The sequence below is a fragment of the Traorella massiliensis genome (genome assembly GCF_900104665.1).
GTDB classification, from domain to species: Bacteria; Bacillota_I; Bacilli_A; order Erysipelotrichales; family Erysipelotrichaceae; genus Traorella; species Traorella massiliensis.
On record NZ_LT629968.1, the window covers coordinates 332,402 to 355,332 of the forward strand.

The 22,931-nt window shown below is 34.8% G+C and carries 25 protein-coding genes; 23 read left to right on the forward strand and 2 right to left on the reverse strand.

Annotated elements, in window-relative coordinates; translation table 11 throughout:
* Positions 1–70 precede the first annotated feature (70 nt).
* The 12 genes from add to BQ5367_RS06100 all read left to right on the forward strand — a co-directional run bounded on the left by add (position 71) and on the right by BQ5367_RS06100 (position 9,048).
* Positions 71–1,066, forward strand: coding sequence for an adenosine deaminase (gene add / locus BQ5367_RS06045; protein WP_071441629.1), 996 nt, complete (start codon positions 71–73; stop codon positions 1,064–1,066).
* Positions 1,067–1,069: 3 nt separating this feature from the next.
* On the forward strand, positions 1,070–1,954 hold the full coding sequence (locus tag BQ5367_RS06050; protein ID WP_071441630.1) for a LysR family transcriptional regulator: 885 nt from the start codon (positions 1,070–1,072) through the stop codon (positions 1,952–1,954).
* An 80-nt stretch (positions 1,955–2,034) separates the two neighbouring features.
* Positions 2,035–2,352 (forward strand): MerR family transcriptional regulator, encoded by a 318-nt coding sequence (locus tag BQ5367_RS06055; protein ID WP_071441631.1) that lies wholly within the window; start codon positions 2,035–2,037, stop codon positions 2,350–2,352.
* On the forward strand, positions 2,349–3,086 hold the full coding sequence (locus BQ5367_RS06060; protein ID WP_071441632.1) for a dihydrofolate reductase family protein: 738 nt from the start codon (positions 2,349–2,351) through the stop codon (positions 3,084–3,086). Before BQ5367_RS06055 ends, BQ5367_RS06060 begins: the two co-directional genes overlap by 4 nt.
* The gene (locus BQ5367_RS06065) at positions 3,079–3,804 is read left to right on the forward strand and encodes a carboxymuconolactone decarboxylase family protein (protein ID WP_071441633.1); all 726 of its coding nucleotides are present in this window, start codon (positions 3,079–3,081) and stop codon (positions 3,802–3,804) included. The genes BQ5367_RS06060 and BQ5367_RS06065 overlap by 8 nt, the downstream gene beginning before the upstream one ends.
* 13 nt (positions 3,805–3,817) lie before the next feature.
* Positions 3,818–4,219 (forward strand): cupin domain-containing protein, encoded by a 402-nt coding sequence (locus BQ5367_RS06070; RefSeq protein WP_071441634.1) that lies wholly within the window; start codon positions 3,818–3,820, stop codon positions 4,217–4,219.
* Between the two features lie 90 nt (positions 4,220–4,309).
* Entirely contained in the window at positions 4,310–5,161 is an 852-nt protein-coding gene (locus tag BQ5367_RS06075) for a DUF3737 family protein (RefSeq protein ID WP_071441635.1), read from the forward strand.
* 106 nt (positions 5,162–5,267) lie between these two features.
* Positions 5,268–5,699, forward strand: a complete 432-nt coding sequence (locus BQ5367_RS06080) for a LytTR family DNA-binding domain-containing protein (RefSeq protein ID WP_071441636.1) — start codon at positions 5,268–5,270, stop codon at positions 5,697–5,699.
* Complete coding sequence (locus tag BQ5367_RS06085) at positions 5,689–6,195, forward strand: hypothetical protein (RefSeq protein ID WP_071441637.1); 507 nt, start codon at positions 5,689–5,691, stop codon at positions 6,193–6,195. The genes BQ5367_RS06080 and BQ5367_RS06085 overlap by 11 nt, the downstream gene beginning before the upstream one ends.
* Positions 6,149–6,994 (forward strand): ABC transporter ATP-binding protein, encoded by an 846-nt coding sequence (locus tag BQ5367_RS06090; protein ID WP_071441638.1) that lies wholly within the window; start codon positions 6,149–6,151, stop codon positions 6,992–6,994. Before BQ5367_RS06085 ends, BQ5367_RS06090 begins: the two co-directional genes overlap by 47 nt.
* Complete coding sequence (locus tag BQ5367_RS06095; RefSeq protein ID WP_071441639.1) at positions 6,991–7,686, forward strand: hypothetical protein; 696 nt, start codon at positions 6,991–6,993, stop codon at positions 7,684–7,686. Before BQ5367_RS06090 ends, BQ5367_RS06095 begins: the two co-directional genes overlap by 4 nt.
* Positions 7,687–7,800: 114 nt before the next feature.
* The gene (locus tag BQ5367_RS06100) at positions 7,801–9,048 is read left to right on the forward strand and encodes an aminopeptidase P family protein (RefSeq protein WP_071441640.1); all 1,248 of its coding nucleotides are present in this window, start codon (positions 7,801–7,803) and stop codon (positions 9,046–9,048) included.
* Positions 9,049–9,333: 285 nt separating this feature from the next.
* Here the strand turns inward: BQ5367_RS06100 and BQ5367_RS06105 are convergent, their stop codons facing one another.
* The gene (locus BQ5367_RS06105) at positions 9,334–10,632 is read right to left on the reverse strand and encodes an ISL3 family transposase (RefSeq protein WP_071441641.1); all 1,299 of its coding nucleotides are present in this window, start codon (positions 10,630–10,632) and stop codon (positions 9,334–9,336) included.
* Between the two features lie 420 nt (positions 10,633–11,052).
* Between BQ5367_RS06105 and BQ5367_RS06110 the strand changes: the two genes are divergently transcribed.
* From BQ5367_RS06110 to BQ5367_RS06160, 11 genes are all read left to right on the forward strand, one after another.
* Positions 11,053–16,020: an immunoglobulin-like domain-containing protein gene (locus tag BQ5367_RS06110; protein ID WP_071441642.1), complete on the forward strand. Its 4,968-nt coding sequence runs from the start codon at positions 11,053–11,055 to the stop codon at positions 16,018–16,020.
* A 210-nt stretch (positions 16,021–16,230) separates the two neighbouring features.
* On the forward strand, positions 16,231–16,869 hold the full coding sequence (locus BQ5367_RS06115; RefSeq protein ID WP_071441643.1) for a hypothetical protein: 639 nt from the start codon (positions 16,231–16,233) through the stop codon (positions 16,867–16,869).
* Positions 16,870–17,032: 163 nt separating this feature from the next.
* Positions 17,033–17,578 carry a TetR/AcrR family transcriptional regulator C-terminal domain-containing protein gene (locus BQ5367_RS06120; protein WP_071441644.1) on the forward strand — a complete coding sequence of 182 codons (546 nt, stop codon included), beginning with the start codon at positions 17,033–17,035 and terminating at the stop codon, positions 17,576–17,578.
* 96 nt (positions 17,579–17,674) lie between these two features.
* Positions 17,675–18,820, forward strand: coding sequence for a lactaldehyde reductase (gene fucO / locus BQ5367_RS06125; protein ID WP_071441645.1), 1,146 nt, complete (start codon positions 17,675–17,677; stop codon positions 18,818–18,820).
* Positions 18,821–18,904: 84 nt separating this feature from the next.
* On the forward strand, positions 18,905–19,201 hold the full coding sequence (locus BQ5367_RS06130) for a hypothetical protein (RefSeq protein WP_071441646.1): 297 nt from the start codon (positions 18,905–18,907) through the stop codon (positions 19,199–19,201).
* A 229-nt stretch (positions 19,202–19,430) separates the two neighbouring features.
* The gene (locus tag BQ5367_RS06135) at positions 19,431–19,847 is read left to right on the forward strand and encodes a hypothetical protein (RefSeq protein WP_071441647.1); all 417 of its coding nucleotides are present in this window, start codon (positions 19,431–19,433) and stop codon (positions 19,845–19,847) included.
* An 18-nt stretch (positions 19,848–19,865) separates the two neighbouring features.
* On the forward strand, positions 19,866–20,591 hold the full coding sequence (locus BQ5367_RS06140) for a hypothetical protein (RefSeq protein ID WP_071441648.1): 726 nt from the start codon (positions 19,866–19,868) through the stop codon (positions 20,589–20,591).
* Positions 20,592–20,636: 45 nt separating this feature from the next.
* Positions 20,637–21,110 carry a hypothetical protein gene (locus BQ5367_RS06145; protein WP_071441649.1) on the forward strand — a complete coding sequence of 158 codons (474 nt, stop codon included), beginning with the start codon at positions 20,637–20,639 and terminating at the stop codon, positions 21,108–21,110.
* Between the two features lie 50 nt (positions 21,111–21,160).
* A complete protein-coding gene (locus tag BQ5367_RS06150; RefSeq protein WP_143052355.1) occupies positions 21,161–21,451 on the forward strand; it encodes a hypothetical protein in 291 nt (96 codons plus the stop codon).
* Positions 21,452–21,686: 235 nt separating this feature from the next.
* Entirely contained in the window at positions 21,687–22,097 is a 411-nt protein-coding gene (locus BQ5367_RS06155) for a helix-turn-helix domain-containing protein (RefSeq protein WP_083383181.1), read from the forward strand.
* A gap of 47 nt (positions 22,098–22,144) precedes the next feature.
* Positions 22,145–22,576, forward strand: coding sequence for a sigma factor-like helix-turn-helix DNA-binding protein (locus tag BQ5367_RS06160; RefSeq protein ID WP_071441652.1), 432 nt, complete (start codon positions 22,145–22,147; stop codon positions 22,574–22,576).
* A gap of 81 nt (positions 22,577–22,657) precedes the next feature.
* Here BQ5367_RS06160 and BQ5367_RS06165 read toward each other — a convergent pair whose 3' ends face one another.
* A complete protein-coding gene (locus BQ5367_RS06165) occupies positions 22,658–22,861 on the reverse strand; it encodes a DUF4177 domain-containing protein (RefSeq protein ID WP_071441653.1) in 204 nt (67 codons plus the stop codon).
* Positions 22,862–22,931 lie beyond the last annotated feature (70 nt).

Genomic DNA, 22,931 nt, shown 5'->3' on the forward strand with positions numbered 1-22,931 from the left:
TGAATAGGGGTATTGCTGATGAACACTACAAAAATATGATATAATGAAACCAATGAAGTGAGGTAATAGTATGCTGGATTATAAGAAAGTTGATTTGCATCTTCATTTTGATGGTTCACTTCCGATTGAATGGGCATGGGAAACAGCTCAAAAAGAACTTGGACTGAGTGATAAAGAAGCTTTTATCAAAAGCATGCAGGTAGATCAGGATTGTCATTCGCTCTATGACTATTTAGCTCGTTTTGATATGGCTTTAAAACTGCTTCAAAGTGAAAACAATCTCTATGAAGCGATGAAGGCTTTGATTTTTGAACTAGATAAGCAAGGATTATTATATGCGGAAATACGTTTTGCTCCGCAACAGCATATCAAGCAAGGTTTAAGTCAAAAGCAAGTGGTGGATACTTTGTGCCGGGCACGTGAGGATGCACAGAAAAAGTGTGAGCATCTGCATGTGAACTTTATTTTATGTATGATGATCTTAGGAGAGGAAAGTTTAACGCATGAGCTCAATGAAGAAACGCTTTATCTTGCGAAAGAATATCAGCATAAAGGAGTTGTAGCAGTGGATCTTGCCGGAGCAGAAGGCATGGCACCGATGGAAGATTTTAGGGGACTGTTTTCAAAGGCTCAAGAGCTTGGACTGATTTATACGATCCATGCCGGTGAAAGCTATGGACCGGTCAATATTGAAAAGGCTCTTTCGTTTGGGGCCTTACGCATTGGACATGGTACAAGTGCAATTAAGGATGAGAAAGTAATGGCACTTTTAAAAGAAAAAAGAATCCCGCTGGAAGTATGTGTTACAAGTAATATTCATAGTGAAGCAATCGCTGTTTATGAAGAGCACCCGATCAAAGAATATATGGAGCGAGGGATTCCTGTATGTATCTGTACGGATAATATGACGATTTCAGATACGAACCTGGATAAAGAATATGATGTATTGCTTCAAAAGCTTGGTTTTTCAATCGATGATCTGCTTGCTTGCAATCAAAATGCACTTAAGCATTCTTTCGCAAGCGAAAAAGAGAAGCAGGAACTATTTGAACTTTTTAGGAGATAATATATGGAGTTAAGAACACTGGAATATTTCTTAATGGTAGCCAGGGAAGAAAATATTACGAAAGCAGCTGAAATGCTGCATATGACCCAGCCCACTCTTTCTAGGGCAATGATGCAGTTGGAAAAGGAAATTGGCAAGCCGCTATTCTTTAGAGGAAAGCGCAAGATCACGCTTACAGATGAAGGAATGTTATTAAGAAGGCGAGCTGAAGATATTTTAAGTCTTGTCAGCAAGACGGAGAGTGAACTGAGAAAAGAGGATCATGAATTAATAGGTGAACTTACGATTGGCTGTGCAGAATGTCAGGCTTCTCATCTTTTTTTACCACGGGTCATTGAAACCTTTACACATCTTCATCCAAAAGTGACTTATGATTTGCATACAGGGAATGCAGATTTGATCAAGGAAAGAATTGAAGCAGGTTTGATTGATGTTGGAATCGTACTTGAACCGGTAGATTTAGAAAAATATGAATATGTCCGTTTACCTTATCATGAAAGAATGGGAATCATTCTTTCTAAGGATCATCCGCTTTCTCAAAAAAGCAAAGTCACATCAAAAGACTTGTTAGAAATACCTTTAGGAAATGTCAGAAGAAATCTTTTAAAAAGTGAACTGGCCAGCTGGTTTAAAGAGGATTATGAAAAGATTCATATCATTGAAACACATGATATGATCTCTAATACGATTCCCCTTTGTGCTCAAGGGATCTGTGCCGCTATTTCAGTAGAAGGAGCCTTTTATGGACATAGTGATGAAAAAGTGACTTTTATTCCTTTTGAACCCGAATTAGCGAATGGAACGGTTCTGATATGGCGTAAAAATCGAATGCAGTCAGCCTTAGTAAAAGAATTTATTCAATACGTTTATCATACGTTAGATGAATGATGAATTATAAAATATAAGCATTAGACATAATAAAAATGATGATATAAAATGTAGATGTCGAAAGGGATCTGCATTTTTTTATGGACAAAATAGAGCTGACAAAAAAACTGAATCTGAGTCAAAAAGAAGTCATGGCTTATTTAAAAATGGTATCTTTATCAGAAAAAGAAATCTTTGATGATGAAGACATGAAAAAAATAGCTTTGATGATGACTCTAAAAAGACTAGGCTTTAGTGATGAAAAAATTGGCTGTTTTATGGAATATCCTTACTGCCGGCTAACTCTTTTAAATCAGCAGCGTGCACTCCTTTTGGATCAGCTTCATGATAAACAAAAGCTGTTAGATGATATTGATTATTTAATTCATGAATTGAAAAGAAAGGAAAGTGAGAAATGAAACGACCTTATGTATTTTGTCATATGCTGATTTCTATAGATGGTAAGATCATGGGAAACTATATGGATACGCCACAGGGAATCAAAGCAGGAGATATATTTTATGATATTGCTTTTGGGAAAAAGCCTTATTATCATCATCAAGGATGGCTATCCGGAAGGGTAACGACGGATGACAATTTCACTTTCTATAAAAAGCCGCAACTCGATGAAAATGCACCTCAAGTGCCTGAAGGTGATTATATCGCTGATGATCAGGCAAAGATGTACTATGTTTCTATCGATCCTAAGGGAAGACTTGGATGGGAAGATAGTACATTGGTCTATGAAGATACACAAGCCCATGTAATTGAAATCTTGACAGATAAAGCGAGCAATGCCTATAAGGCTTTATTAAGAAAACTGCATATTTCTTATATGATCGTAGGTGAAGATGCGATTGATTTTGAAGTCATGCTTGAAAAGCTGAAAGAAAACTTCCATATTGAAACGCTGATGCTTGGTGGTGGAGGTGTCTTAAACTGGTCTTTTATCCAGCAGGGTTTATGTGATGAAGTAAGCTTGGTGGTTGCTTCAGCGGCAGATGGTTCTGATCAGACACCGACACTTTTTGAAATGAGAGAAAAGTATTCAGATGATACACCGGTTGAATTTGCCTTGAAGGAAGCAAAAGTTATTGATGAAAATGCACTATGGCTGCGTTATAAAGTAAAGGAGGTAAAACGTCATGAGTGATATTTCAAAAGAAGAAATGGCAAAAACATTTTTTGATGAGAAGATGATCGAAAACGATCCGGAATTTACTGATTTGTTTACCAATTTCGCATTTGATGAAGTTGTAAATCAAATTGATTTAGATGAAAAAACACGATATATGGCGATTCTGGCAGCTCTTTTAGGATGCCAGGGAAAAGAAGCTTTTAAAGGAATCGTGGAATGTTCACTCAACGCAGGCGTAACACCTATAGAAATCAAGGAAATCGTTTATCAGGCTACGGCTTATTTAGGTGTTGGACGTGTATATCCATTCTTAGAAATTGTCAATGAAGTTTTAGAAAAGAGAAATATTTCACTGCCTTTAGAAAAACAGTCAACGACAAATCCAGAAAATCGTCGTGAAAAGGGAAGCCAGACTCAGGTAGATATTTTTGGTGAACAGATGCGTGATTTCTGGAAGAGCGGACATATCAATTATTGGCTAGCTGCAAACTGTTTTGGTGATTATTACACCCGTAAAGGACTGGATTATAAACAAAGAGAAATGATTACGTTCTGTTTTCTAGCTGCCCAGGGAGGCTGTGAACCACAGCTGACAAGTCATGCCGGAGCAAATATGAAAATTGGTAATGATAAAGATTATCTAATTAAGATCGTTTCTGTATGTTTGCCATATATCGGATATCCAAGAAGTTTGAATGCATTGACATGCATCAATAATGCCGCAAATCATTAAGGAGGAAAAGCAGATGAAGGAAAAAGAGAGTTTATTTGGATTAGGAAAACCAAATGATGCATTTGCACAGTATTTTGTTGGACAGAGTTATTTAAATCCACGTGCCAGCAATCAAGGAGTAGGGGTTGCGAACGTTACCTTTGAACCAGGATGCCGTAATAACTGGCATATCCATCACAAAGGAGCTCAGATCTTACTGGTGACAGATGGCAGAGGTTATTATCAGGAATGGGGCAAGGAAGCGATTGAACTGCATCCAGGAGATGTCGTCAACATTCCAAGTGAGGTAAAACACTGGCATGGAGCTGCCAAGGATAGCTGGTTTGCTCATGTTGCAATTGAAGTTCCTGCTGAGGGTGCTTCTAATGAATGGTGTGAACCGGTAAGTGATGAAGATTACGACAAACTTAAATAAACTCGCAGATGCGAGTTTTCTTCTGTCTTTATTTTAAAAAACAGTTGAGCTATAATTTATAAGAATAGATTTAAAAAAGGAGGAAGTATTATGGAAATGGTATATGATCATCAGCGTTTTGGGGAAGAGAGAGCTTTATATGGTCAAAAAAATATCAAGATCGATCATTGTCAGTTTGCAGGAGCTGAAGATGGAGAAAGTGCCTTAAAAGAATGCCGGGATGTTCATATTTTAAATACAGACTTTGAGCTTCGCTATCCTTTGTGGCATGTCACACATGGATATTTAGATCAATGTCATATGAGTGAAACTTGTCGGGCAGCTTTATGGTATGACAAAGATATTGAAATTAAAGATTGTGAAATGAATGGGATCAAAGCTTTGCGTGAATGTTCAAATATTAAGATATCAGATACTAAGATTCATTCTTTAGAATTTGGCTGGTTTTGTAAGGATGTGCAAATGAATGATTGTGATCTGAACAGTGAATATCCGTTTATGAAAAGCAAACGGATGACTTTTGATCATTTTAAGATGAAAGCAAAATATTCTTTTCAATATACTAAAGAGATCACGATCAAAAATTCAGAATTGGATACAAAAGATGCTTTCTGGCATAGTAAAAATGTTACCGTTTATGATAGTGTCATAAAGGGTGAATATTTAGGCTGGTATAGTAAGCACTTAAAGCTGGTAAGATGTAAGATCATCGGTACACAGCCTTTCTGTTACTGTGATGATTTAGTATTAGAGGATTGTGAAATGATCGATTGTGATCTTTCTTTTGAAAAAAGCAGTGTACATGCAACAATCAAAGGAAGTATCATGAGTGTTAAAAATCCTAAGAGCGGAATCATTGAGGCTGATCAGATCGAAAAGATCATCATGGATGAAACAGCAAAAAACTCAACCTGTGACATTAAGATTTTAAAGACTGTTTAGGCAGTCTTTTTTTCATATTCCTGCATCTTAGTGGTGTTTTTTTACCACTTGGGATAAAGATGTTGTTTATATTTGAAAATAACTCTATAATGCAAATGGTGATGCTATGAAAGTAGAACGGTTGAAAAAGAAACGATATCTGATTACTTGTGAAAATGATGAAGAAGAAAAAAAGTTAGAAGGCTTATTAAAAGGAGCAGATCCTAAGATACTGGGAATGAAGAATAAAAAGACTTATCGTATTGACATACAGGATATCTTCTATATTGAAAGTGTGGATAAGAAAACATTTATTTATACAGAGCAGGATGTTTTTGAAACAGGCAAACGCCTATATGAATTTGAAAATGAATTACATTTACCTTTTTTGCGTGTAAGTAAATCAACGATCTTAAATATAAACAAGATCAGCTCGTTACAGGCAGATTTAGGAGGCAGGCTCATGTGTAATCTTGATAATCATGAACGTATTAGTATTTCAAGACAGTATGCTCAGAAGTTTAAAGCGGTATTGAGAGGTGAAGAAGATGCTGGATAGGATCATTCGTATTATTTCAAGATCATTGATTGCGTTTGCGGTATTTATTTTAGTATTGTCTATTTGTGCGCAGTTTATGGGAAATGAGAGCGAAACTTTAGAAATGTCATTGTATCAGCTGGGAAATCAGGGGATTGCGATTGAAACGATCTTTCAAGGTTTTTTGCTTTCATTAGCTGTTTCATGTATTAATGAGGTCGTTGATCTATTTCATTCGATGCTAGTATTATGGAAAACGATCCTTAGAGTTGTTTTGATTACTTTGACAGCAGTTTTATTTATTATTTATTTTGACTGGTTTCCAAGTGATTTAATGGAAGCATGGGTGGGTTTTGGTCTTTCTTTTATGTTATGTTTTACGATTGCTTGTTGTTTTATGGTCTATAAGACTAAAAAAGAAAATGAAGAATATCAGCGTTTATTTGAACAGTTCAAGGAAAGGAGCCGTTATGAAGATCATTCAAATCAGTCATCTGAAAAAATCATTTCAAAATAAGATCATTTTAAAAGATATGTGCTTAGAAATAGAAGAAGGGGAATGTTTTGGCTGTATAGGGCCTTCAGGAGCAGGCAAGACGACTTTGGTGAAGATCATGATCGGTCAGTTAGATGCTGATCATGGAAAGTGTTTGGTTTTCAATGAAGATTCCAGACATCTAAGTTTTCAAGCTTATGAGAAGATCGGTCTTGTTTTAGATGAACAAGGTTTGTATGAACGTCTTTCTGTATTTGATAATCTTAAGCTTTTCGCAGATCTTCACCGTATTGAAAGTAAAAGAATTCATGAAGTACTGAAAAGAGTCGACTTAAATGAAGAAGCAGATAAGAAAGTTTTTCGATTATCTAAAGGTATGCGTCAAAGACTTGTGCTTGCCCGAGCCATCCTTCATAAGCCCCGTCTGCTTTTCCTTGATGAGCCTACCAGTGCTTTAGATCCCGGCAGCATGCATTTGATCCATGAATTACTATTGGAATTAAAAAGAGAAAAGGTGAGCATCTTTCTTACGACTCACAATATGCAGGAGGCTATGCTTCTTTGTGATCGCATTGGTCTTTTATATGAGGGATGTATGATCGAAGAAGGAAGAATAGAAGATATTGTTGAGAAGTATCATGAAAATCTTGATTTACAGATTGAATTGACCAATCATGACATTCTCAATCTTAATGGACAAAAAGAGGCAGATAAAATTTGTCATTATTTAAAAGAAGAAAAAGTATTAAAAATACATTCCAATGAACCTACCTTAGAAGATATATTTAAAAAATTAACAGGAAAGAGGTTAGATGTATGAAAAATATGACAATTATCTTAAAAAAACAAATCAAGGATACATTGAATAATAAAGCGATTCTTATACAGTTTTTATTATTTCCTTTTATGAGTGCTATTATGACTTTCTCCATACAGATCGAAGGAATGCCATATGACTATTTCATTAAAATGTTTGCCTGTATGTATATCGGCATGGCACCTATTATCATTGCTTCTACTATTATTTCAGAAGAAAAAGAAAGTGGTGCTTTAAAAATGCTGATTTATTCAAATGTAAAGGGAAAAGAATATATTGGCGGTATTGCCTTATATATTGTAGGCGGCTGTTTGATAGGATGTTTCATGATGTCCTTGATAGCTTCTTATTCATTATCGGAAATGATCATTTTTCTTCTGATCTCACTTATAGGAATGCTGATTTCAGTTATGATCGGAAGTATCATAGGTATCATGACTTCTTCACAAATGAAAGCTTCTTCATGGAGCATTCCCATGATGATCATCTTTTCTTTTATACCTATGATTTCCAGCTTTAATGAATCATTTAAAAAGATTGGCTTTCTTTTCTATACCCAGCAGATCAGTGAAATGATCAATACTTTGGATCTAACTTCTATTCAAAGCTTTCATATGATCTGGTTAGTGATATACTTCATTTTAGCTTTTATTTTATTTATGCTGGTTTATAAAAAGCGATTGACACATCAATAAAATTTAATCAGAGTAGGAGTATTGCCGTTTGTCTGAAAACGTTGTAAACTATTATCATATGAAATGCTTTTTTCTTTGAAATTAAGTGTTTCACTGTCTTGATGGAGGGATTATATGTATCAGAAAAGAAGAGAAAAATTAGCAGCTATGCTGCCTGAGAATGCGCTCCTTTTTATTTTGAGCGGACATGCGGTATATAGTGTAGGAGATGAGCAATATCCTTTTTCAGTGAACCGTAGCTTTTATTATCTGACAGGGCTTGACAGAGAAAATATGATATATGTACTGATCAAAAAAGATGGCAAGCCAAGTGATGCTTTGATCATTGAACGTTATGATGAAATGATGGCAAAATGGGTCGGAGGCAAGATCCTTCCTAAAGAAGCACGAGCCATCAGTGGTATTGATCAGATCATTATGGATGATGAAAAATGGTCCTTTATTCACCGGATCATGGCATATCAGTTTGATCAGATACCTCATTTAGATGTCTATGCAGATTTCACAAAGCAGGAACCTGATCAAATCATACCTTCACAAATTTTTATGAAAGAATTTTGTGAGAAGTATCCTTATGTAAATGTCAATGATGCTGCTGCCTATCTGACATCACTTCGTCTTGTTAAGGAAGAGGAAGAAATTGCTTTATTGAAAAAAGCGATCCATGTCACCAATGAAGCAATACTGAATATGATGTCTCATGCGAAAGCTGATATGGGTGAAAATGAATTAGAAGCATATTTTGATTTTGTCTTGAAGACGAATAACTGTGGTCATTCTTTTCCAAGTATCGTAGGAAGCGGTAAGAATGGAACCGTGCTTCACTACAGTGACAACAATCAGGTTGCGAAAGATAATACCCTGGTTTTATGTGATTTGGGTGCCAGCTATCAATATTACAATGCTGATATTACCCGTACCTTCCCAGTGAATGGGAAATTTACACCTCGTCAGAAACAGATTTACAATATCGTTTTAAAAGCGAATGAGTATATCATGAGCGAAGTAAGACCAGGAAAGACACTTCGTCAGTTAAATAATATGCTGATTGAATTTTATAAAAAAGAATTATCAAAGATTGGTTTATTAGAAAATGGTAAACGTGTTTCCGATTATTACTGGCATGGAGTGAGTCATATGTTAGGACTGGAAACTCATGATGTCACACTTTCTGATTATGTGCTTCGCCCAGGCAATGTCTTTACGATAGAACCAGGATTATATCTTGAAGAGGAAGAAATTGGGGTACGTATTGAAGATAATGTATTCGTAACAGAAGATGGCTGTATCAATTTATCCGAAGAAATTATTAAAAGTGTTGAAGATATTGAAGCCTATATGGCAAATAATAAAGATAAATAGAATTATAAATGGTTAACTGTTGAGTAATTTTAGATAAAAGATATCTATAAATTACTCTTTTTTTTGTATCAATATGATGAAAAAAATTAAGGGATTCTAAATAATTCTGTGGTCTAGGCTATAAACAGCGTGTGGGTCAGGCTATCACAACCATGTGGAAAGTTATAACAGAGTGTGTGGTATGACTATGACAAATCTGTGGTTTATATGAGGAAAAAGGTGATCGGTTCGATCGCCTTTTCTGTTCAAAATCACTTGTATTATCGTTATATACTGTAGCTGTTTTTAAATTTTAAAAGTGTCTTTTTTATTCAGGCAGTAAAGTATTCTGTTACGGGTTCTTTTGAAATTTCTAAACCCGTTTGCATTCATCATCAGTCTTTCCAGCTGATTGTTTCTTGATTCAATATAGCTGTTGTTGATTCTTCTGCCGCTGACAGCAGAAAATGAATGGACGATCTCTTCATTCCAGTTAATCAAAAGATTGTAGAAGCCAGCATATTCACTGATTCCGGAATCTGCAAACTGCCGGATCTGATCTGCAAGCTTTTCCTTTGCATTCTGCACGCAGCAGGACTCGTTGAAGAGAATATAGCCTTCTTTCAGTTCATAGGCTTTCTTCAGATCAGGGAAACGCTCAAACAGGATGGTCTGCATGTCTCTGTAGTTCATGCGGCGCTTGAATCTTTTATTGTACTTAGGATCGTTGTCGAGATTGAAGCCATGACTGAAGATATACTTGAACTTTGTAAGAAGATACCGGAGATTTTCATCTTCGGTGTTTCTTCTGCACCTCAGACGGACAGCTCTGAAGGCCTCAGTGAGATGTTTGAGAACGTGAAAGGAATCGGCGCAGATGAGAGCTTTAGGAAAATAAATCTGAGCAATGATTTTATAAGGCTCGTAGAGATCAATCGAGACATATCTGACATTGTCGAGTTCGCTTTTTCCGGTCTTTTCATCGTAAGTATCCAGCCGCACTTTAGTAAAATAGCCGGCAAGATAATCTTTTTTTCTGTCAGGAAGCACATCGATGATGGTGCCGTCCTCAAAATCCATCAGAAGACAGCAGTAGAGAGAATCATAGCTGGATTCAGGAAAATGGTGTTCATCGATAGACAGGACTTCCGGCAAAGGCTTTCTGGGGATATTGACATGGGCATCAAAGATGCGCTGGACTTTGGTGGCAGAAAGATGATAGCGGGCAGCCGTAGAAGTGTAGGTATTATTGACGAACTTGAGATCCTTGAGAACATTGACCTTGGTTTCAAAGGTCACATTTTCAGAAGAATTGATGAAAGGATTCTCTTCAAAGAAAGTCATCTCACACGAATCACATCTGAATCTTCTGCGTTCATAAAAGATGGTGCATTTTCTGTTGACAAGAGTGGAATGGATCAGTTTTCTTAAGGAATAGCCATGGATATGGACTTTTCCGCCGCATACAGGGCAGCAGATATCTTTCTTGGCTTTCAGTCTGATTCTAAGATTTACAGAACCGTCAGAAAGATCAAAGGAATCAATCTTATCAATATTATCCGGTTTAATGTTCAGCATATCTGTGATAAACTTATGTAAGGACATGAATATGTCTACCTCCTTTTCTGTATAAAGTGATTTTGAACACACACATTATACGACAAGGAGGATTTTATTTTACAAGCAAAAACCACAGAAATGTCATAGGACTACCACAAAAACTGTTATACCAGACCACATAGTCACATAATTTTCACATAACCACATTTTCTGTTATAGGGGTAACCACACCACACGATATGGTATATACCGAAAATTAAAGAAAATGAACGAAAAATCCCTATTAAGAATGCGCTTTCAATCGTAAATAACAAGTGCTATAATGAAATTGCATAGAAAGTATGATAAACAGAATTTATATTGATACAATTCAATAGGAAAGGGGTGTAAAAATAATAATCGATTATTAAGTTTGTGATACTTTTGCACATCATGTGTTTTTTTTGTCTATGCAAGGAGGTACAAATGAAAGGGAAAAGAAAGAACTATACTGTTCTGAAACTTATCTTAGCGATCATGATGTCCTTCTCCTGTGTTGCCAACAGTAGACTGAACATGAGCATATCAGCTACAGATTCAGAAAACTTAGCCTACGGTAAAACAGCAGTGGCCAGCTCCGAAGAAGCAAATACAGTTCTGGCTTCAAATGCTGTTGATGGCGATACAGAATCTCGTGATTCAAGATGGGGAAGTGGTCAAGGTGCAGGTCCTCATTGGATTTATGTTGATTTAGGGAAAACGGAAACTGTTCAGACCGTTAAAATATTTTGGGAGAATCGTAAGGCTACTGCCTATAAGATTCAAATTGCTCAGGATGGAAGCGATCCATTAGTTGAAGAGAGCTGGCAGACGGTAACAGAGCGTACTCGTCCGGAATCAGTAGATGACATCATTGATTTAGGTCAGTCATATGAAGCTCGTTATGTTCGGCTTTATATTGATTCGTTTACAGCAGAGGATCCAGATCAAATAAAACCAACATGGAACACCGTTTCAATTTATGAATTAGAGGTATATGCACCAACTGAAGAAGCTGTTACTGATGTTGAGATTTTATCGATAACCGAAGAGGAAGGAAAAATCAAATTAGAATTATCTGCAAAACCTGAAGGATATTTCACAAAACTTCATGCCGGATATCATACATTTAGATATGTAGAAGATAATGGTAAAGTGTATGCTGTACAGGCGACAGATCCAATTCCAGCTGGAGAGGAATTTTATAATGTTGTATCCTTTGAGCTTCCTCAAGAAGATGAAAATGGTAATTTATATGTAAATTATTGGATGTACCGTGATGCCGAAGGAAAATTTACTTACGGGCGAATTCCAGCTGATAATGATGACTCTGTTATTCCAACACTTACAATTCAAGTGGGTGATAGAAGTTATAGTATACCTGAATATAATTTAGGCGATGAAATTCCTACTATCGATGTTAATTTAGGAGAAACAGCAAAAGTAACTGTGGAAGGAATTGATCTTAAAACATTCAATTATATGGATCCTGCTGGGAAAACAATTCGCAATCAGGTAATCGATGGTAATCATCAAAAGATTACTTTTGACTTAGTAGATAATACAGGAAGTTTATCCAGTGGATATTATTCTTTCTATGTGACGATGCCGTCAGTTTCTAGTATGGATATTCCTGATGACGAATTTAAGGGTAAAACCACATCATTTAATATAAAGGTCAATGTTGTAACTGTAGATAAGACAAAACTTCAAGAATTGTATGATGATGTGAAAGATTATACGAGTGATGACAGCTATTATGTTGAATTCACAGAAGTATTAAACGATGCAAAGACGGTTCTTGATAATGATGGTGCAACTCAAAAAGAAGTTGATAAAGCTTATGATACATTGAATCAAAGATACTGGCTATCAAAGGTAAACAGTTATGTAAAAAAATATCGTCCTATAGATGGAAATCTCGGTAATTTTGATTATGAAAAATATGAAGCATCATCTACGCTTCCTGTAGTAGGTGTTTATGTAGTTGCTCGTGATCATACCAATACATCATATCCAGCTGAAGAATTAGAAAAATTGTATTATCAGTTTGTAGAAGCTGAAAAAGCATTAGTTGAATTAGATGAAAATCCACGTTCAGTAATGGCTGGACCAAATGCTGATAAGTTCAACGGTATAACAAAGTATCGTGGACATTTTACTTTTAGTGAATCAGTAGTAAATGGTAAATTGATGCTTCATGTTGAGTATATCAATGATGGTATCAATGTCATTACAAATGAAGATTTAGGAAAATTTACAAATTATGAACTTAAAAATAAGCTTTCAATCTGGCTTGATTATGCTGAATATGATGGAGCAAGAGGCAGCAAATCTGTTAAGAATTATGTTGAACCATTAGAAGGAGAAGCTGACTACAATAAGGGCTTCCAGATGAATATAGAAGTAGATCCAGGTAAATATTCGATAAGAATGAGTGTTGAAGATGATGATACTGAGTCTTATGGTTCATTCTATACGATGGAAAATTTTGTTGATAAGACTAGATTAAAAGAATTATTAGATGAAGCAGATCCTCTAACTGATAACTTAGGTATCAAGTATATCGATACTTATTGGGATTATTTAGTTGCTAGAAGAGAAGAAGGTCATACAGTTTATGATGATGAAGCAGCTACTCAAGAAGAAGTAGATTCTATCGTTGCTAGACTTGAAAAGGCTTTAGCTTTACTAGAAGTAGAAGAATCTGAATCTCATTTCACTAAAGTAGAAGGGACTGGTAACGAAGTTACTATCACTTTAGATGTACCTATCAATGAAATTAGAAATAGTGAATATAATCCAAACTATGTTACTCAAAAAGATGGTGTAGAATGGACTTATAATGCTGATGTTGATAATGAAACATATACTATAACTACTGATGATCTACCTGAAAGTGAGATCTATGCTCGTATCTTTACTGTAGACTCTGATAGCAGTTATACCGGTCATATCATTTATCGTAATCCTGATGGTGAATGGACGATCGTTCATGAATATCGTGATAAAGATACTTGGCCATCAAATGGTGGTAATGAAACATATACTCCAACGGTTACTGTAACTGTTAATGGTAATGAATATAAGTGGGAATATGGTTCTGAAGGTTCGATTGTTATTGATGAACAATTCGATGGCACTATGGTAGCAGTTGTTGAAGGTCTTGACCTTAACATGGCTAGCTTAACTATTACTGGTGCTGGAGGCAAATATAACGAATATTGGTCTGATGAAGAAGGCGATAATCCAATCGTTGGTGATCATACAAGAATCGAAATTCCTCTAGTAGGAAGTGACGATGGCAAGACCGTTAGTGGTGTATATAACATTATTGCTAGAAGTAATATTGGTGAAAAGAGAGCAGTAGTATCATTTACTGTTACTGTTGCACCAACTGTTGATAAGACAAAACTTCAGGCATTATATGATGATGTGAAAGATTATGAAAGTACTGATTCCTATTATAAATACTTTGGGGAAGAATTAGAGGAAGCAAAAAAGATTCTTGATGATCCTAATGCCACTCAAGATCAGGTAGATATGAAAGTAGATCAGCTTTCAGGCAGTTACTATGCATTATTAGTTTCAGAATTAAATAGTATGTATAGTCCTACAATTGGCAGTGAAGATTTGATGAAATATACGACTGATTCATTAATACCAGTGATCAATATGTGGGGTATTACTCATAATAGAACGAATAACAATTATGAGGAAAATTCAATAATTGGAAATGTTGGTCAGATGAAAGGCTGGTATGAAGAATATATTAAAGCTGTTGAGGGACTAGAAGAAGCAACTTTGGAAGATCATTATATCGGATTGTATGAAGAAGTAACTTCTACCAAAAAATATCAGGGACACTTTGAAGTTGTCAAAGAAGAAGTTGTGGAAGTAAATGGTGAAAAGAAAATTCGTTTAACTGTTCAATTTATTAATGATGGATTACATCCGGTTTATGGTGAAGAATTGCCAAATGCGAATGGAAGTACTAAATTTGAAGATTTCAGTATTGACAGAGATGGAGATAATATTCATGCAAAAGTAAAAACTTATAATGAAGAACTTAAACAGCAAAGATATACTGATTTAGCTAATATTACTCCTTTGGATGGAAATACCAATTATTATGCCGGATTCCAGGGAACGATTGACCTTAATCCAACAGATAAATATGTAACCTTTGATTTCTATGCTTCCAGCAACAGTTATAAAACTTATTCACCATGGTATTACAGGATAAGTGAAAGAGATCTGACAGCTCCTAATGCAACAGTTACGACATCAAACAATGGAGCACCAACAAATCAATCTGTAACTGTTACAATTACTGCGGATGAGCCAATACAGGAAGTAGAGGGATGGACATTAAATGAAGATGGTATGACCTTAACAAAAGTATTTGATGAAAATACTACAGGAACACTTACTATCACAGACCTTGCAGGAAATGAGACATCTGTGGAAATTAAAGTTGAGAATATAGATACAACAGGACCTGAACTGGATGTAGAATATTCGACAGATCAGCCAACAAATGCTTCTGTGACAGTCACTGTAAAATCAGATGAACCATTAAATCCAGCTCGTTTGCCAGAAGGCTGGACATTAAGTGAAGATGGTTTGACTGCTACGAAGATATATGATGAAAACAGGAATGAAACAGTTATCTTTGCAGATGAATTAGGTAATACTTCAGAAGTTCAAATTTCTGTTGATAATATTGATAAAACGAATCCTGTCATTGAATTAACAGAAAAGAATGTAGTAATTTGTGAAGGTGATGAATTTGATCCAATGGATTTAGTAGTAAGTGTTACAGATGGTCAGACAGATTTAAGTCAATCATTAGTCATTATTGAGGAACCAGAAATTGATACTGATAAAATAGGAACTTATGTAATTACATATCAAGTGGAAGATGCTGCTGGTAATGTCACTAAAGAAATTGTGACACTTACAGTAAATCCTAAGATGGCTGAAATTAATGCTATACCAGTCATTACGGCAAATGACCAGACCATAAAGGTGAATGATACATTTGATGTATTGGCAAATGTGTCTGCGACTGATAAAGAAGATGGCGATTTAACAAATAATATCAAAGTTATCGCAAATGATGTTGATACGACAAAGCCAGGAATTTATCATGTAACATATCAAGTATCAGATTCTACAGGTGGAACATCCACGAAGACAATTACAGTCACTGTTGCTGATAATACGGTTCCAACAGATCCAGAAGAACCGTCAACACCAGATGAACCTGATACAGGTGAAGAAAAACCAGGCGATACAACAGAAACTCCATCTACAAGCGATCAATCTATGATGTCAGTGTATGTCGGTTTATTAACAGTGAGTGCATGGATGCTGGCAGTATTGCTGAGAAGAAAAAGAGAAGCGAAATAGTTTAAATGTCTGTCTGATTCTGTTTTAAGGAAGCATTTGGGGAGGTAATGTAACTTTTAAGAGATAAGATATGCATAACAACATTTTGTCTTATGAAAAAACGGGAGAATGAAGTATCCCGTTTTTTTTAGGATTTTATTTATCAAATGAAAATAAGAAAGGATTGCGTAGAAAACGAACTTGAAGGTATAATAGTATAAGGGTGATGATATGAGTCAGAAACAGAAAAAGATTGTTCAAGTGAGTTACGCCATTTATTATATATTGCTTGTATTAGCAGCTGTTTATTGTTATCGTACACAAAAAGAAGGGCTTATGATGGGAGCTGTAGCGCTATTTACCTGCTTTCTGGTACCTTTAGTTTTAAAAATTCTTCATTTAACACCAATTTTTGAGATTTATATGATCAATATCATATTTGCCGCAATCGCAAGTATTGCAGGAAGTATGTTAGGTGCTTATTCATTTCCTTTTTTTGATAAGGTCTTACATTTCTGCAGTGGACTATTTTTGAGTGAATTAAGCTATATGGTATTTTGCTGGCTGAAAAAAACAACTGTGATAAAAGAAAAAAACGAACGTATTCTTTCTATCATATTTGTCAATGCCTGTAATATGATGATTGCAGTCTTTTGGGAATTTTTTGAATATGGATGTTTGATCTTTTTAAATAATGATGCGATCAATCATTATACGAGCGGAGTCCATGATTCAATGACGGATATGCTTGTAGCTTTTGTTGGTGGAATTATTATAACTTGTTTTATTTTGAGTTATTATAAAAATGATAAGAAAAACTTCTGGATAAAGTTGAATGAACATTTTTATGATATCAATTTTAATTCATAAAAAATTCTTGAAAATTTCACATTGACTTCACAATAGAGGAATATATTATATATGTCAAAGAAATTTGACAAATAACTTTTTCATATTTGTATCCTCATGAAAACTAGATTGCCAATTGCCGGGCAGTCTAGTTTTTTTCAATAAAATATGATATAAATTATTTATGGATATTAATGAAAAAACAAAATTAAAAATAGCTTATTCAATGAAAGAACTAATGGAACATTCTTCTTTATCCAAGATAAGTGTAAAGGATATTGTAGAGAATGCTCATTTGACACGTCAGACATTTTATCGATATTTTAAAGATAAATATGATTGTGTGAACTGGTATTTTGAAAGAGTCGCTCAAATGTCTTTTAAACAATTAGGGAATGGTGTTGATTTAGAAGAAGGCTTAATTAAGAAGTTTGAACTTTTGAAAAAAGATCAGCGTTTTTTCTATGAGGCTTTTATGGCTGATGATCAAAATTCTCTTTTTCAATATGATTATGATTGTATTTATGAATTTTATTCGCATATTCTTCTTGATAAGTTAGGAGAATTAAATGGAGAAATTGATTTCCTATTGAAAATGTATTGCAAGGGTAGTATTGATATGACATTTGAATGGGTAAAAAATGGTATGAAACTATCTGAAAAAGAATTTGCTCATCTTTTGATTGAAGCAATGCCTATGAAGCTACAGATATATCTTTTGAATAAATAAATTCATAAGAAAAGTGACAGACGATAAAATCTGTCACTTGTTTTTAATTTCACAAGAGTGCTAAAATAAATGCGGATAGTAAAGGAGATGTAATTTATGGCAAACAGATTTGTGTTAAATGAAACAAGCTATCATGGTAAAGGAGCAATCAAAGAAATCCCTACAGAAGCAAAAGCCAGAGGATTTAAAAAGGCAATGGTTTGCTCAGACCCTGATTTGATCAAGTTTGGTGTTACAAAGAAAGTAACCGATTTATTGGATGAAGCAGGATTAGATTATGTTGTTTATTCTGATATCAAACCAAATCCAACCATTGAAAATGTACAGAATGGTGTAAAGGCACTTCATGATGCTGGTGCTGATTATATGATCGCTATCGGTGGCGGTTCATCAATGGATACAGCTAAGGCAGTAGGTATCATTGATCGTAACCCGGAATTTGCGGATGTAAGAAGTCTGGAAGGTGTAGCTCCAACTAAAAATCCATGTACACCTATTTTCGCAGTTCCAACAACTGCTGGTACAGCTGCTGAAGTAACGATCAACTATGTTATTACAGATACTGAAAAAGATCGTAAGATGGTATGTGTAGATGTTCATGATATTCCAGTAGTTGCATTTGTTGATCCAGATATGATGAGTACGATGCCAAAAGGTTTGACAGCTGCTACAGGTATGGATGCTTTGACACATGCCATTGAAGGTTATATTACGGCAGGTGCCTGGGAATTGAGCGATATGTTCCATCTGAAAGCTATTGAAATCATTTCTAGAAGCTTAAGAGGTGCTGTTGAAAATACTCCTGAAGGAAGAGAAGGTATGGCATTAGGTCAGTATATCGCTGGTATGGGATTCTCGAATGTTGGTTTAGGTATCGTTCACTCCATGGCACACCCGCTAGGAGCTTTATATGATACACCTCATGGTGTTGCCAATGCGATCATCCTGCCAACGGTTATGGAATACAATGCTCCAGCTACTGGAACAAAATATAAAGATATTGCTGAAGCCATGGGCGTTGATACAACAGGTATGAGTCAGGAAGAATATCGTAAGGCTGCTGTTGATGCTGTAAGAAAATTATCTTCTGATGTAGGTATTCCTGCTAACTTAAAAGATATCGTAAAAGAAGAAGATCTGGATTTCTTGAGCGAATCTGCTTATGCTGATGCTTGCCGTCCTGGTAACCCAAGAGAAACAAGCGTAGAAGAAATCAAAGAACTTTATAAATCATTGTTATAATCAAGCAAAGGAGTTTCATTCATAAAGGATGGAACTCTTTTTCTTATTCATGTATAATAAATATGAAAAATGGAGGAATAAGCAATGATGACAAAGGAACAGATTGCTCATGATCTGGCAATGGTTTATATGCATAATCGATATGGAATTACGATAGAAGGAAGTGTGTCAAGTGGATGGGGAGAAATTGAGACCAAACATTTTCCTTCCTCTTCAAAAATAGAATATGAAGAAGTTGAATTAGAGTCAAGAGATATATGGGGACTTAATAAAACAGAAAAAGTGGAAAAAGGAAGAAAAGTAGATTCTATATTTCAAAAAATGTATGCAGATTATCAATATGCTTATCAGTATTTTTATGATTTGATTCGCAATTCATAAAGATACATCTATAAGTTGGTACTTTTTTCAAGACAAAATAGTTAAAAAATCATGTTATAATAATATCGTAAAAAAGCATACATAAGGCATCAGATACATACGATCTGGTGCTTTTTTTGTATCATATTTACAGAAAGGAGCAATTATGAAAAAGTATTTGAATAAAGATCCATGACAATGATCAAGAAGGAGCTTGTTAATAGCTCTTTTTTCATGAAAGGAGGCAGGTATGATTTGTCATGCATTGAGTGAAAATGTCTATCGTACACTTGAAAGTGTATTGAATGAAAACCGTTTTGAACCCACTGTCTTAAAGATGCTGGATAGCAGTGATACTTATCCCAAAGTAGTGATACAGGAGTTATCGAATACACAGAATGTCAAAGATGGAAATGGGATGATTTCACATTCTTTCATTCAGATTGAAGTGGATATTTATGCAATGAATACTAATTATGGAGAAGAAGAGTATTCGGGCAGTGATGTCGCAAAAGAATTGATCGATATTTGTAATGAAGTTATCGATGGTATTTTTGGAATGAAAAGAGAAAGCTGGAAACCTTCGGTGGATGTTCAAAATGGGGTTTATCGTTTAACAGTTGTCTATCAGGCAATTCAAGATGATTTAAGAAAAGTATTATTTTAAAAGAAAGGAAGATGAAATATGTTAGGAATTAATCAGGAATTTATATTTAATGAAAATCGTGCAAGAGTTGGAAGAGGATCAGGACTTTACAGTAAGGATGCAACTGATGGCAAATATGCATTATTATTACCACTTATTGAAGTACCATTTATCAAAGAAACACTGAATACAGTGGAAATCAAAGTAGCTAGTTCAGATACGATCAGTAAGATCGAAGGTTCAAGAACTTTAGAAGAAGCAGAAGCACCAGTATATTTACATCGTGATGTTTTACGAGTACTTGAAAGTGTTAGTGGAAAGACATTACATTTGCTTTCAAAAAGCAGTGATGAAACAGGATTTACGTTTGATGGATCTGTTTCTTACACACCAGATAGTGCCAAGATGGATGAAGCATGGCAGGGAACGATCAAGATCACGCCACTTACAAAACCTCAATATGTTGATGATGTTTATGGTCTATGCAAGCCTACCGCTAAATTTGCTTCCGGTATTCCTGCTAATGTACAGCTGGAAACAACAACAGGTGTAGAAACGATTGCCTTTACATGTGATCCAAGTGATGCCACAGTTACAGCTTCTACAAATGCTTCTGGTGTCGTAACAGCTACCGTTGAAAACGGTGCTGTCAAGATCACAGGAGTGAGTGCAGGAAGTGGAGTTGTTGCCCTAAAAGCTACAAAAGAAGGCTATGCTTCATGGGAAACAACGATTCATGTCGTTGTACCACAGGCAACAGAATAATTCATCATGCAGTCAATTTGACTGCATGATTTTTAGGAGGAAATCATGAAAAATATGTTGAATATCAAAGAATTTCAAATAAAAGATAAGCTTTATGAATTTCGTCTTTCCTATAAGGCAAAAGTAGAAATAGATAAAGAAAATCGTAAAAGCTTACAGCTATTAGCTGATGAAAATATATCTAAAGCACTTCCTTATATCAATAAGCTCAGTGATCCTAATTTAGATGAAAATGAACGTTTAGAAGCAATGGGAATCGTAGCCCCTTTATTAGAAAAAGAAGATCTGAATCATATCGGTGATATTGATCCAATTGAATTAGGATATATCCTATTACATAACATTAAAGGAAATGAAAGTATTACGAAAGAAGAATACTATGATGAAATCATTCCATCTATCGAAGAAACATTAGGCTTTGAAAAAATGTATGAAGAATTTATGGATATGCATGATAAGGTTTTTACCCAGCTGGAGGCAATGAACAAAAAGACGTCTCCGAATCCATCTCATTCTTAGACAAAGAATATCATGATTTTGAAGAAGTATGCTGGGATATTTTAATTCCTTTGGCACTGGAATGTGGTATGAATGTTCATGATTTCTGGTATGCGACAGATATAGAACTCCATGCTTATGAAAAAGCTTATTTCAATCGTATCAATCAAAATGCATGGCTCGAGGGATTCTACGGCTATCAGGCACAAGCAAGTGTATTGAGTGGCATCTTCGCCAAAAAGAAAAGTGATATCCAGGAATACCCAAAACAGCCAATTCGTTCCATAAATGATAACAAAACCAGTAAGACAGAACTTCAAAAAGATCAGGAATTTAGAGATATACTGATGCAATGCTACTAAAGAAATAAAATAAGGAATATAATATTCATATTTTGAGTTATAAAGTAGAAGAAATCGCTTAAATTTGACCAAATTTGCCCTTTAACCTTCACTTAATTAAAAAAATAACGGAAATTGGAAAAATCGCTTTTTGACCCTTTTAGTTCAGAGATAATAGAAGAATGGTCAAAATTTCTATGATTAACTGCCGATCTCCTCCTTTCATCATGATTCAAGATGAAAGGGAGGTGAAATTTTGTTTAACTATGGTCAAAAAAAGAAAAAGTGGCAAAAGATAAAAACAGAAGAAGAAAAGATATTAAGAAAGAATCATATAGATGAAAAAGTTATCTATGAACTCTATCAATATGACTGGCAAATGTTTAAAAAGGAAAGATCCTATCAGAATCATACTTGTAATTATGATCTGTCAAACTATCCTTCAAAAGAATCAAGCTTTATGTATGAAAACGCTCAGGAATTTTTAGATAGTTTTGAAGATGAACGACTTTATCATTTATTAAAAAATGATTCATTACTTCTTCAAATCTTATATTTAAAGGAAAAAGGTTTTCTTTATAAAGAAATTGCGGAAATATTAGGGCTAAGTGAACATCAGATATATTATAGAATTAAAAAAATGAAAAAAAATAAAAATAATGACTAATTTGACCTATTCACAGTGCCTATATAGTGAAAGGAGGTAAAATAACTATGTATTACTTAACATTAAATCTTCATAAAGAAGTTATTGAAAGAATGAAAATGATCAATTCTATCAAACAAAATCGTATTGATGCAGTGGCAGAACTGGAAGAAGTAAAAAAGAGAAATCCTCTTATCAGAACAAAATCAGCCAGTGAATCAAAACATGGCGGGAGCAGTGAAAAACATTCCATCGCTGTTATACTAGATGCAAAACAAAAAGCATTAGAAAAACAAATCGCTGAATACGACAGTATTATATACAGCTATGAAAAAGGTTATCGACTCTTAAATGAACAAGAAAAAGAAGTGCTGAAATTAAGATATCATGAAGATCTTAGTCAACAGCAAACAGCTGATGTGATGGGTTTTTCACTCAGTCACATCAAACAGGTCAACGCTTCATTAATCGACAAGATGATTAAACAGCTATTGTCCTAATAAAAAGAACATCAGGGAATACATTCTCTGATGTTCTTTTATAAATTATAAATGCAATTATATTAATAACCAGCAAGATGGTTATTCTTTGTCAGGGATGTCCATCTCAAAAAACAAGAGAATTGTTTCATCGAAACCATCATCATAAGAAGGAGAATGATTTACAGCACTGACAAGGTGAAAGCCTAATTTTGCGACTTCATTCATTAAATTATTTAATTGTTGCGAATCTTTATCAGTCCATGACCTACGATGACGATAATATATCGTTTGATAGAATTTCATATTAACCTCTCTTTCTAGTTTTATTCTACAATAATTAAAATGGTTTTACAATTTAAATTTTTAGCATTCA

Excerpts from the sequence above, each read along its gene's own strand:
- BQ5367_RS06105 (WP_071441641.1), bottom strand. The coding sequence starts at position 10,632 with ATGTCCTTACATAAGTTTATCACAGATATGCTGAACATTAAACCGGAT.
- BQ5367_RS06065 (WP_071441633.1), top strand. The coding sequence starts at position 3,079 with ATGAGTGATATTTCAAAAGAAGAAATGGCAAAAACATTTTTTGATGAG.
- BQ5367_RS06070 (WP_071441634.1), top strand. The coding sequence starts at position 3,818 with ATGAAGGAAAAAGAGAGTTTATTTGGATTAGGAAAACCAAATGATGCA.
- BQ5367_RS06120 (WP_071441644.1), top strand. The coding sequence starts at position 17,033 with ATGGATATTAATGAAAAAACAAAATTAAAAATAGCTTATTCAATGAAA.
- BQ5367_RS06115 (WP_071441643.1), top strand. The coding sequence starts at position 16,231 with ATGAGTCAGAAACAGAAAAAGATTGTTCAAGTGAGTTACGCCATTTAT.
- BQ5367_RS06055 (WP_071441631.1), top strand. The coding sequence starts at position 2,035 with ATGGACAAAATAGAGCTGACAAAAAAACTGAATCTGAGTCAAAAAGAA.
- BQ5367_RS06080 (WP_071441636.1), top strand. The coding sequence starts at position 5,268 with ATGAAAGTAGAACGGTTGAAAAAGAAACGATATCTGATTACTTGTGAA.
- BQ5367_RS06145 (WP_071441649.1), top strand. The coding sequence starts at position 20,637 with ATGAAAAATATGTTGAATATCAAAGAATTTCAAATAAAAGATAAGCTT.
- BQ5367_RS06165 (WP_071441653.1), bottom strand. The coding sequence starts at position 22,861 with ATGAAATTCTATCAAACGATATATTATCGTCATCGTAGGTCATGGACT.
- BQ5367_RS06140 (WP_071441648.1), top strand. The coding sequence starts at position 19,866 with ATGTTAGGAATTAATCAGGAATTTATATTTAATGAAAATCGTGCAAGA.
- BQ5367_RS06100 (WP_071441640.1), top strand. The coding sequence starts at position 7,801 with ATGTATCAGAAAAGAAGAGAAAAATTAGCAGCTATGCTGCCTGAGAAT.
- BQ5367_RS06075 (WP_071441635.1), top strand. The coding sequence starts at position 4,310 with ATGGAAATGGTATATGATCATCAGCGTTTTGGGGAAGAGAGAGCTTTA.
- BQ5367_RS06060 (WP_071441632.1), top strand. The coding sequence starts at position 2,349 with ATGAAACGACCTTATGTATTTTGTCATATGCTGATTTCTATAGATGGT.
- fucO (WP_071441645.1), top strand. The coding sequence starts at position 17,675 with ATGGCAAACAGATTTGTGTTAAATGAAACAAGCTATCATGGTAAAGGA.
- BQ5367_RS06050 (WP_071441630.1), top strand. The coding sequence starts at position 1,070 with ATGGAGTTAAGAACACTGGAATATTTCTTAATGGTAGCCAGGGAAGAA.
- add (WP_071441629.1), top strand. The coding sequence starts at position 71 with ATGCTGGATTATAAGAAAGTTGATTTGCATCTTCATTTTGATGGTTCA.
- BQ5367_RS06095 (WP_071441639.1), top strand. The coding sequence starts at position 6,991 with ATGAAAAATATGACAATTATCTTAAAAAAACAAATCAAGGATACATTG.
- BQ5367_RS06135 (WP_071441647.1), top strand. The coding sequence starts at position 19,431 with ATGATTTGTCATGCATTGAGTGAAAATGTCTATCGTACACTTGAAAGT.
- BQ5367_RS06090 (WP_071441638.1), top strand. The coding sequence starts at position 6,149 with ATGAAGATCATTCAAATCAGTCATCTGAAAAAATCATTTCAAAATAAG.
- BQ5367_RS06160 (WP_071441652.1), top strand. The coding sequence starts at position 22,145 with ATGTATTACTTAACATTAAATCTTCATAAAGAAGTTATTGAAAGAATG.
- BQ5367_RS06085 (WP_071441637.1), top strand. The coding sequence starts at position 5,689 with ATGCTGGATAGGATCATTCGTATTATTTCAAGATCATTGATTGCGTTT.
- BQ5367_RS06130 (WP_071441646.1), top strand. The coding sequence starts at position 18,905 with ATGATGACAAAGGAACAGATTGCTCATGATCTGGCAATGGTTTATATG.
- BQ5367_RS06110 (WP_071441642.1), top strand. The coding sequence starts at position 11,053 with ATGAAAGGGAAAAGAAAGAACTATACTGTTCTGAAACTTATCTTAGCG.